At 44.7% G+C, this 8600-nt stretch carries 7 protein-coding genes; 2 read left to right on the top strand and 5 right to left on the bottom strand.

Features of this window, described 5'->3' with window-relative positions; all coding sequences use genetic code 11:
* Nucleotides 1–62 precede the first annotated feature (62 nt).
* On the bottom strand, nt 63–1463 hold the full coding sequence (gene secD / locus H6S82_RS10085) for a protein translocase subunit SecD (protein WP_190464436.1): 1401 nt from the start codon (nt 1461–1463) through the stop codon (nt 63–65).
* Nucleotides 1464–1758: 295 nt separating this feature from the next.
* Nucleotides 1759–2742, bottom strand: coding sequence for an alpha-ketoacid dehydrogenase subunit beta (locus H6S82_RS10090; protein WP_190464435.1), 984 nt, complete (start codon nt 2740–2742; stop codon nt 1759–1761).
* A 507-nt stretch (nt 2743–3249) separates the two neighbouring features.
* Between H6S82_RS10090 and lgt the strand changes: the two genes are divergently transcribed.
* The gene (lgt, locus tag H6S82_RS10095) at nt 3250–4137 is read left to right on the top strand and encodes a prolipoprotein diacylglyceryl transferase (protein ID WP_190464434.1); all 888 of its coding nucleotides are present in this window, start codon (nt 3250–3252) and stop codon (nt 4135–4137) included.
* Nucleotides 4138–4234: 97 nt separating this feature from the next.
* Nucleotides 4235–5002 carry a proteasome-type protease gene (locus H6S82_RS10100; RefSeq protein WP_190464433.1) on the top strand — a complete coding sequence of 256 codons (768 nt, stop codon included), beginning with the start codon at nt 4235–4237 and terminating at the stop codon, nt 5000–5002.
* Nucleotides 5003–5308: 306 nt separating this feature from the next.
* Here the strand turns inward: H6S82_RS10100 and H6S82_RS10105 are convergent, their stop codons facing one another.
* The 3 genes from H6S82_RS10105 to H6S82_RS10115 form a co-directional block, all read right to left on the bottom strand.
* Nucleotides 5309–6376, bottom strand: a complete 1068-nt coding sequence (locus H6S82_RS10105) for a hypothetical protein (protein WP_190464432.1) — start codon at nt 6374–6376, stop codon at nt 5309–5311.
* Between the two features lie 89 nt (nt 6377–6465).
* Nucleotides 6466–8016: a hypothetical protein gene (locus H6S82_RS10110; protein WP_190464431.1), complete on the bottom strand. Its 1551-nt coding sequence runs from the start codon at nt 8014–8016 to the stop codon at nt 6466–6468.
* Nucleotides 8017–8060: 44 nt separating this feature from the next.
* Nucleotides 8061–8600, bottom strand: a 540-nt coding sequence (locus H6S82_RS10115) for a polyprenyl synthetase family protein (RefSeq protein WP_191056191.1), incomplete at its 5' end; no start/stop codon positions are given.

Raw genomic sequence — 8600 nt, forward strand, 5'->3', positions numbered from 1 at the left:
GCTGATGAGGATAGCGGCAGAGATGATCCACCAGCGCGATCGCTGCTTGTTTACCTGTAATTTCATGGGGATACCTCAACTTTTTTGGGGGCATAATATTCCGGTTTGCGTAATTCGGGAATAGAGATGGCAAACATTAATAGTGTGCGGCTACAGGTAATCGCTGTAAACATACTCACCGCCACACCCAACGCCAGAGTCAGCGCAAAACCCTTCACCAAACCGCTGCCCAACCAAAACAAAGCGCCACAGGCAATCCACGTTGTCACGTTACTATCCAAAATACTAGAAAAAGCGCGGTAAAACCCCGACTCAACGGCGCGATACAAACTCTTACCCGCACGCAATTCTTCTCGCGTCCGCTCAAAAATCAGCACGTTGGCATCAACTGCCATCCCGATACTGAGAATAAAACCGGCAATTCCAGGCAAAGTGAGGGTAACATTTACCAAAGCGAAGCTAGCTAGAGTTAGCAAACTATACACTATCAAAGCTAGGTCAGCAATTAACCCAGGCAGTCGATAGTAAAACACCATAAAGATTAAGACCAAAAACAGACCAGCCATACCTGCATAGATACTGCTTTGGATGCTATCTTTACCTAGCGTGGCACCCACCGTGCGGTTCTCCACTATTTCTACCGGCACAGGTAACGCACCGCCTTTAAGCTGGATCGCCAAATCTTGGGCTTCTTGTACGGTAAAGCGTCCGCTAATTTCAGCACTTCCGCCTGTAATACCCGCTTGGGCGTACTTAACGTCCACGGTAGCAGCGCTGATCAATTCGTTGTCTAGGAAAATGCCCAAAGTGCGTCCGGTACCGGCGATGTTTTTAGTCAGTTCCGCAAACAAATCGCCGCCCTGACCGTCAAAACGCAGCGCTACACTCCAATTAACGGCAGCTTGATCGGTGGTGGCGAAGGCATCTTTGAGGTTTTTGCCGGTGAGTGGGGGGTTGGTGCGTTCGTACAAAGATGCGATCGCTTCGTTGCTGCTGTTAATTTTCGTCTGAATTTCTGCCAGCTTGGTTTTATCCCCAGCCTTTCTCAACTGTTCTCGCTGTGCTTTCAATTCCCGCGCTATCTGTTGTTCGGCAAATAGCTGCGCTTCCGTACCGGGCTTTTGTTTGCGAAAATCTAATTGAGCTGTGCCACCCAGCACTCTTTCCGCCTGTTGCGGATCGCTTACTCCCGGCAACTGCACTACAATCTGATCTTGCCCTACAGTTTGTACCAAAGATTCGGAAACGCCCAAACCGTTAATGCGGTTTTCGATCACTCTTTGAACTGCTTCCAAAACATCTGGAGTAATTTGTTTGACATCCTGTGTCGGTTTTACCTGAATTGTCAGCTGTGCGCCACCGAGAAGATCCAATCCCAATCGGATCGGTATTTTAACGATTACTATGATGGCAGCGATTACCAGGACTAGGATCAGAGCTAATAAGGAACGCTGTTTTTGCATACAAAAGAGAGTAGAAAGTCAAAAGTTAAAAGTCAAAAGTCAAAAGTTAAAAGTCAAAAGTCAAAAGTCAAAAGTCAAAATTAAGAATTTCTTCCCGCTATCTCGTTCTCCCACTCCCCCTAATGCAATACATATTCTTTGAGGGGGAAGGGAGTAAGGCTTGGGGACAAATGCTATGATAATCCTTTTCGGGCAGGTTTATCGGCTTAGAGCGTTGAGAAACCGGGTTGTTCGCTGGGATTCGATCGCGCTTTTTTGCCACATCGCCCAACTAAACCCGGTTGTGGGTGGATGGTTACACTCGTAAAGCGACCATCTTTTGCACTGCTTCCACAATTTGCTTTGGTTCCACGATCGTCAAGCTTTCCAGCTTACCGTTGTAAGGTGTGGGGATATCCTGGGAAGATAGGCGCAGTACTGGTGCATCCAGCTCGTCAAACAAGCGATCGTTGATTGAGGCAATCACTTCTGCGCCAATACCGCCAGTTTTCATGCACTCTTCCACCACAATAACGCGGTGAGTTTTGCGAATCGAAGCGCCGATCGTCTCGAAGTCTAGCGGTTTGAGGGAAATCAGGTCAATCACTTCTGGGTCGAAACCTTGTTTTTCCAATGTCTTGACTGCCTCCATCACACGATACCGCATCCGCGAGTAAGTAATAATTGTCACATCTTTCCCGGGTCGCACTACCTCAGCTTTATCCAAAGGTAGCAGGTACTCTTTCTCTGGCAAGTTTTCTTTTAAGTTGTAGAGCAGAACGTGTTCAAAAAATAACACCGGGTTATCATCGCGGATCGCAGATTTGAGCAGTCCTTTCGCATTGTAAGGCGTAGAGCAAGCCACAATTTTCAAACCCGGAACTGCTTGGAAGTACGCTTCGAGTCGCTGGGAGTGTTCCGCACCCAATTGTCTGCCTACACCACCCGGTCCTCTAATTACCATCGGAATTTTGAAGTTACCGCCGGAAGTGTAGCGCAGCATCCCGGCGTTGTTGGAGATTTGGTTGAAGGCAAGCAGCAAAAACCCCATATTCATGCCTTCGACGATCGGGCGCAGTCCGGTCATTGCCGCACCTACTGCCATCCCGGTAAAACTATTTTCGGCGATCGGGGTGTCTAAAAGACGCAGTTCTCCATATTTTTTGTACAAGTCTTTCGTCACTTTGTAGGAACCGCCGTAGTGACCTACGTCTTCTCCCAGCACAAATACGGAGGGGTCGCGTGCCATTTCTTCATCGATGGCTTCTCGCAGTGCATTGAAGAATAGTGTTTCTGCCATAGGAGGGTAGAGAGCAGTTGCAATAAGGTGGAATCATCTATATTACCATTTAGATAACGAAACACAGCCAGATGTCCTGCTATCAATAGATTCCAGTCTAGGCAGTCATCTCGATCGGCGACGGTGATTTTGTCGAAGGCACACCAGAATTAATTGCAGAAGTAGCAGCCACTAGCGCGTTTTTCGATTTGTAGGACAAATTGAGAGTGTATCGTCAGAAACCGAAATTTGACGCCTAATACGCGATGGCTCTAAAAATACCTACTCTCTAGTAATAATTATTTCCCAGTACAAGGCATACTGTGTATTTTTTTGTTAAACAAAAATTATTTTTGATTCTTTCATCGTCATTCGCTCATATGTGCTTAATGTGGCAGAAATTTTCAACTAAAATATCGCATCCCATGTTCGGTGCTGCCATTGCGCTATAGAATACAATCCTGCATCTTCGTTCAGGGTGCTGAAGTCTTTTATGGCTTTAATTGTTCCATTATCAAAGGAATTTGCATGGTTTTCGGTATTCCTATCCAGTCCTTAGCCTTTCAATTCGCTTCTCCAGGGCCGATTTTCATTCAGTTGGGGCCACTCACGATTCGCTGGTACGGTCTGTTGATTGCCTCAGCAGTTTTAATTGGGGTGTGGCTTTCCGGATATTTAGCGCAGCGTCGCAACATCAACCCAGATTTACCGGGTGAACTGGCAATCTGGCTTGTGGTTGCAGCAATTCCCTGCGCTCGACTGTACTACGTGTTTTTTCAATGGCCAGAATATGCTAGGAACCCGGCTGAGATTATCGCGATTTGGAAAGGTGGCATTGCCATTCACGGTGCTATTCTGGGCGGTATTCTGGCGGCGACAATCTTTGCGCGAGTTCAAAGAGTTTCCTTCTGGCAATTAGCCGATTTGGTCGCTCCTTCTCTCATTCTCGGTCAGGCGATCGGACGTTGGGGAAATTTTTTCAATTCGGAAGCTTACGGCGCTCCTACTAATTTACCTTGGAAACTGTATATTCCGCCTGAGAGCCGTTTCCCCGGATATAAAAATGTGGAATTCTTTCATCCCACATTTCTTTACGAGTCCTTATGGAATTTAATGGTGTTTGCTATATTGCTTACCTTATTCTTTCGCTCTTTGAAGGGAACACCACGCCTAAAAGTGGGTACTCTGGGGCTAGTTTACCTTGTCTGTTACGGCAGCGGTCGGTTTTGGATTGAAGGACTGCGAACTGATAGCTTAATGTTGGGGCCGCTCCGTATCGCTCAAGTGGTCAGTATAGTAGGAATTATGTTGGGATTGGTAGGTTTGGCATGGCTTTACTTTGTGGGGCGCAACCTTCCCGATGTAGTTCCTGCCGATCGCAACCAGTGGGAGAATGAGACAAAAGAACAGGATTGACACTCCAAAACCTTTCGGAGTTGTTATGGAAATGTTCCTAAAAGAACATTTTTAGTTCTCTTTTCCCTCTCCCCATCACATTCACACTGCTACGTTCATGACATACTGCCTTGGCATTATTACCCGCTTCGGTCTCGTTATGGCTGCTGACTCTCGCACTAATGCGGGAGTAGATTACATCTCAACATATCAAAAACTATTTGATTTTTCTTATCCTGGAGATCGGGCAATTATCATGTGTACTTCGGGAAACCTGTCCATGACCCAGGCAGTTATGACTTTAATCCGAAAGGATCTCAAGGCGCAAGATGAAGCCAACATCCATTCCCTGCCAAATATGTACGAAATCGCTCGTTATATAGGTGGCAAAATTCGTCAGATGCAGGAACAAGATCGAGCATGGCTGCAAAAAGATAACATTGATTTTAAATGCAGCATTCTTCTGGGCGGGCAAATTAGAGGCGAAGAACCAGGACTTTATCTCATTTACAGTCAAGGTAATTTTATTCAAGCTACGCCGGAAACGCCTTTTTTACAAATTGGCGAAACAAAATACGGCAAGCCAATTTTAGACCGCACTCTCAATTTCGAGACGCCTTTAGACGCTTGCGCTAAGTGTGCGCTGCTTTCGATCGACTCGACGATGAAGTCAAATATTTCTGTTGGGCCACCAATTAGTATGGTGATGTACGAAACTGACTCTCTTGCGATTCGTCACAAGTTGCAACTGCGTTTGGGAGATCCTTACTTAGCTAAAATTCGGAATTGGTGGGAAGAGTCTTTGAGAAGTGCTTTCGATGGGATGCCCAAGATCGAATGGGAACAATGTCTGGAATCATCTCTAGAAAATGTTGTGATTGATTGAAATCAAATTTTTAGTCATTTGTGATTGTTCTTCAATCGAGCGCCATAAAAGAAGTAAGGAACAAAACTTACGCAAAGCCTCTATCCATAGGGTGCGTTAGTGGTAACGTAACGCACCATCTCACCATATTTAGTATCAATGCGTAAGTCCTGAGAAAGTTAAAAAGCGCTTTTCTCGTTTCTTCATCAGGAATACGTGCTTCCTCTGTCATGGCAAGTTCCACTCCATTTTTATTTCTTGTACGCTGCGCTTCAAAGCAGGAATTCTCAACTCAGTCTCGGTTATAGCTCGCTCCAACAATCATTCCTAAAGTACATATTCTCCATAAATTATTCCCTTTCCGCGCAGAGTTTCTCCTTGCCAAAAAAGATTAACTTCCAGAGTGCCGGTTACTTCTTCGATGAAACTGTATTGACGTGCTTGATTATCGGGAATTACTAGCTCGATCGCGCTTTCAAAATCGACGTTGAGTAACAATCGATCGCCTTCGTAAACGGCTTCTACTTGCAAGCTTTCCGGAACTTTTAAAGTGCGATCGGCAAACACGGAAGCCATGATTCCAGGCAAACGCACAGGCATTACCGGATCGTCTGACCACTGCCAATTAACCGCTAAACTAGAACCGAGAAAAGTTTTGACTAATTCGTTATCCAAATATACAAAAATATAGGGAAATACCTTGACAGAATGGTCTTTATTTGTACGTTGGTCTAATACCAAAGTAATTTGTCTGCCATCATCGCAAGTGGCAAAAGCGACAAACCATTCCCAACCTATATCTTCTCCCCAACGAAAACGACCGAAGTTGCGATCGTGATAAGTAAACCAATTGCGATCGATACTGAAATTTTGCCCGCCTACAGATAATTCTCCGGTTACTTGCAAACCGGGTACTAATCCCCAACCGATGAAACCGCTGCCAAAAGGCGAATCTTCTGTTACTAACAAAGGTGTCGCTTGCGCTTCTCCTTGACAGCGAATCGATAGCTGCATTCGTTCGTCTTGAACTTGCAATAGGGAATGTTTGCCATCGACTTCTAGCAAGATGTTGTTTCCTTGAATACGCAAAGGATTTCGACGCACCATATCCGCTTGCCATTGTAAGCTGAACGCAGTGCCGAATGTTGCTAGAGGGATATCTAATCGGTACTCTGGGGGCAGGTATTCACTGGCTAAGTTTACCAGAAAGGTGACTTGAATTTCTCCTCTTTCCGGTCTGCCGATCGTAGTTATGTTAACCAATACCCGCACTTTTCCTTGTTTATCTAAAAAAAGGAAGTGATACCAATCTTTCCAATCAATTGGGGAGGTGGGGTCATCCAAGGGGATGCGTAGAGCTTCGACGCGGGCTAGGAGTTGTTCGTCAATGGTCATTCAATTTTGGATTTTAGATTTTGGATTTTGGATTATTGGATTTTAGATTATTGGATGAGAGGATTTTCCTCTAGAGGGTTGGTTTTCCATCATCGCTGTAGCGATCCTGCTTCTTGGAAAACGTCGTTGAGTATTGTTTGTTCGGCAGATTTTGAGAGGGGAGAAGTTATATTTTTACTAGAGGCGATCGCTTGACAAAGGGCGGCAATTCTTGGCGATATTAAGCCCAGTCCCAGCACAACGCAACTAAACCAGCGTTCTGCATTCATACCTACAGATTCTACAAAATTATCTGCCGCCGCATTCGATATGGTAATCCGATCTTTTGCCTGACTTAACTTTAACTCTGTTGGCAGCAAACTCCACAGCCACTGTTCTCCTAAATAAAGCAAATTACCTTCCCCTTTCTCTACTGCAACATAAGTATGATAGGCAGAGGCGGCTTGTTGAGAGATGACTGTCCAACGGGGAAATTCCGCTGATGCAAAAGCGAGTACGCCATTTTGAAAGAAGTCAGTACGCTGCAACTGAGTCAGTAATTGACTGCCTGCTTGAGTGCGGGCGTAGCGATCGCCTTGTTGGCAAACCAGCAACAATAATTCTAGCACCAGCCAACGTACCGGAGTTGTATCTAAACCCGGTAGTCCGGCGACTAAACTTTTAGTTGCTTCGGTTGCGCGATCGCTTTCTAATCTTCCTGCCGAGTTTCGATCTGTGCTAGCCATATATTGCAATTTTTTCGCAATTGCAGGGGATATATGTGCGAGTCCCAAGAGGATACCACCAAACCAGCGATCGGCATTTCCTCCTAATTTATAAACAAACTTTTCTCCTAAAAAAGCAGGTAGGGAAAATTCGCCTTTTTTATCATTTAATTTTACATCTTCTGGAGCGATATTTAACAGCCATTCCTGCCAGATATGTAGCAAACTCTGACCCGACAATATTGCACTTGTACTTTTGATACTATCGCTAATCCAGTTGGGAATTTGAGCGGATGCAAAAGCGGTGACTCCATTTTGATAGAAGCGGGTAAGTTTGAGTCGATCGAGTAACTTTCTACCCGATTCTGTTTGGGCGTATTCTTCTCCTTTTTGACACAAAACTACGAAAAGTTCAGCTGCTAGCCAACGGGATGGAATTTTATCCAAATCCATCAAACCTGACATCAAGCCAAATATTGCCGCTGTTGTTTTGTCTGGGGTATTCCATAAGGAATTTCCCTCTAGGACAGTGAAGGGTAAAGTAACTTCCAAAGGAACTTCAAAAACTCGCTCTTTATCTTTTTCTGATGTCGGTGATACAATTTCCAATTCGATCGGAATTGCCTCTTCCTGAATTCCCGGAAAGCGCAACCAACTCACAATCTTTTGCTTTGGTTGCAGAAGAAAAGGAATTGAGAATTTGATTTTTTGGTTTAATTTGCTCCCTTTATGTATGTACAGATAAGGAGGAGACATATTGCTAGGGATGCAGATAACTTGACCGTTATCTAACAACCAATCATCCAGCGTCGGACGAAACAATAGGGTTTCATCTATCTGGCTATCGAGTAACAGTTCGATCGCCACAGTCGAACCTGGATAAACTTCGATCTTGACCTGGGTCAAATTTTGTGGAATTGCCAATATTTCGCTCATTTAATTTTTTGCTCTTTCACTATTTTTTTACTGCTAGTTTTCCTTCAGACATTTCTGTAAATCACGTAATTGATTAGTTCTTTAAGGAATCGTCGATCGTGTACTGGGCATTCCCATTCTTCGTGCGATCGCAGTGGGGTTTCTTTCTGAAGAAAATCTAGACTTTCAAAAATTTCTGCTGCTTTGTTAGCGAGCGATCGCGCCACCTTCCAAGCGTGTTCTATGCTACCGCACTGCTGCATTTTATCCATAATAAAAGCGAGTTGATCGGGCGTCTTTTCCTCGCGGGGTAACGCAAGTATGTCCAAAATTTGCCGAGACGCTTGTCCGCTATTCGCCAAAACGTGATTCAGCATTAAGGTGCGTTTGCCTTCGTAAATATCACCGCCAATTTCTTTACCGTATGCTTCGAGTTCGCCCTGTAAATTAAGCAAATCATCTTGAATTTGAAAAGCAATTCCTAAAATCATCCCAAATCTAGTCAAACCTGCCAAACGTTCAGTCAATTCTTTATTACTAGCTGAAGGATATCCGACAATCAAACCGATTCGACAGGGAGTAATAAAAGAATACCAGCAAGTTTT

Source organism: Planktothrix sp. FACHB-1355 (assembly GCF_014748295.1).
In the GTDB taxonomy this organism is placed as follows: Bacteria; Cyanobacteriota; Cyanobacteriia; order Cyanobacteriales; family Aerosakkonemataceae; genus Aerosakkonema; species Aerosakkonema funiforme_A.

Bases quoted from the DNA above. Each gene is read 5' to 3' on its own strand.
- secD (WP_190464436.1), bottom strand. From the start codon at position 1,463: ATGCAAAAACAGCGTTCCTTATTAGCTCTGATCCTAGTCCTGGTAATC.
- H6S82_RS10100 (WP_190464433.1), top strand. From the start codon at position 4,235: ATGACATACTGCCTTGGCATTATTACCCGCTTCGGTCTCGTTATGGCT.
- H6S82_RS10110 (WP_190464431.1), bottom strand. From the start codon at position 8,016: ATGAGCGAAATATTGGCAATTCCACAAAATTTGACCCAGGTCAAGATC.
- lgt (WP_190464434.1), top strand. From the start codon at position 3,250: ATGGTTTTCGGTATTCCTATCCAGTCCTTAGCCTTTCAATTCGCTTCT.
- H6S82_RS10105 (WP_190464432.1), bottom strand. From the start codon at position 6,376: ATGACCATTGACGAACAACTCCTAGCCCGCGTCGAAGCTCTACGCATC.
- H6S82_RS10090 (WP_190464435.1), bottom strand. From the start codon at position 2,742: ATGGCAGAAACACTATTCTTCAATGCACTGCGAGAAGCCATCGATGAA.